A 1,382-nucleotide genomic window follows, 5' to 3' on the forward strand; every position below is an offset into this window, starting at 1 on the left:
GCCTTGTTGTGGAAGGCGATGGCGGCGATCTCGGCCGGCAGGGTGAAGACGACGTGGAAGTAGCCGACCGGCAGGAGGTCGGCCTCGCGCGCGGCGAGCCAGTCGCGGGCGGCCGCGCCCTGGCACCGGGGGCAATGCCGGTTGCGACAGGAGTTGTAGGCGACGCGCAGGTGGCCGCATGCGTCGCAGCCCTCGACATGGCCGCCGAGGCTGGCGGTGCGGCAGCGCTCGATCGCCGCCATCACCTTCAGCGTATCCAGGCTCAGATGCCCGGCCTGCTCGGCGCGATAGGCCGGACCGGCGGCGCGGAAGACGTCGGCCAACTCGATCGCGGCGGGCATCGTCTCAGTCCGGCGCTGCCCCCTGTCTATGGAACAGGGCGAGCCTGTCGAGGGGGCTGGTCACGGCCCGCACCGTCCGGGTTGCGACCTTGGCGTAGAGGGCGGTGGTGTCGAGCCGGCTGTGCCCGAGCAGGACCTGGATGACGCGGATGTCGACGCCGTCCTCCAGGAGATGGGTGGCGAAGGAGTGGCGCAGGGTATGGGGACCGACCCGCTTGGGGATCCCGGCCGCGCGCGCCGCCTCGACGACGACGCGGTGAAGCTGGCGTGTGCTGATCGGCCGTGCCCAGTCCTGGCCGGGGAACAGCCAGCCCTGGCGCTGCAGGACACCCTGCCGGTGGCCCTCGCTCCACCAGCGCCGCAGCAGGTCCAGGAGATCGGCTGACAGCATGGCATTGCGGTCGCGGCCGCCCTTGCCGCGTTCGATCCGCAGGATCATGCGGGTCGAGTCGATATCGCCGATCCTGAGCGCGGCGACCTCGGCCACGCGCAGGCCCGCGCCGTAGGCGAGCGACAGGGCGGCGAGATGCTTCAGGCAGACCGTGGCATCGAGCAGACGCCCGACCTCGTCGGCGCTCAGCACGTCGGGCAGGGTGCGGGGATGGTTGAGGCGGACCAGCCTGCGGGCGAGATCGGGGCGGCTGAGCGTGTGGACGAAGAAGAAGCGCAGGGCGGAGACGATGGCGTTCATCGTCGGCACGCCGAGGCCGAGTTCCTGCTGGGCGATCTGGAAGCGGCGCAGGTCGTCACCGGTCGCGGTATCGGGCGATCGCCGCAGGAAGGCGGCCAGCCGCCCGACGTCGCGGATGTAGTTGCGCTGCGTCGCCCGGGAGAACCGGCGCAGGGTCATGTCGTCGATCAGGCGCTGACGCAGCGAGCCGCCGGCAGCGGCGGGAACGGCAAGGACGGTCATGGGATGGCTCCGCTCGAAGGGAGCCGGGATCGTCCGCCCGGGCCGGGCGACGCTCAATCGGCGCAGGGCCTTCGGCTCAACCCGCCGACGTCGACGCTGCCACCCCTCCCGCGCGAGCGGGTTCGTTC

Annotated in this window: 2 protein-coding genes; both read right to left on the reverse strand. The window is 71.9% G+C overall.

Features of this window, described 5'->3' with window-relative positions:
- Nucleotides 1-341, reverse strand: a 341-nt coding sequence (locus BM419_RS31575; protein WP_175556433.1) for an IS91 family transposase, incomplete at its 3' end; no start/stop codon positions are given.
- Between the two features lie 4 nt (nucleotides 342-345).
- Entirely contained in the window at nucleotides 346-1,254 is a 909-nt protein-coding gene (locus tag BM419_RS31580) for a tyrosine-type recombinase/integrase (protein WP_091928779.1), read from the reverse strand.
- Nucleotides 1,255-1,382: the final 128 nt, after the last annotated feature.

Source organism: Methylobacterium sp. yr668, assembly GCF_900116245.1.
GTDB lineage: Bacteria > Pseudomonadota > Alphaproteobacteria > Rhizobiales > Beijerinckiaceae > Methylobacterium.

What these genes read in the sequence shown, in the direction of transcription:
- BM419_RS31580 (WP_091928779.1), bottom strand. Translation starts at nt 1,254, where the DNA reads ATGACCGTCCTTGCCGTTCCCGCCGCTGCCGGCGGCTCGCTGCGTCAG.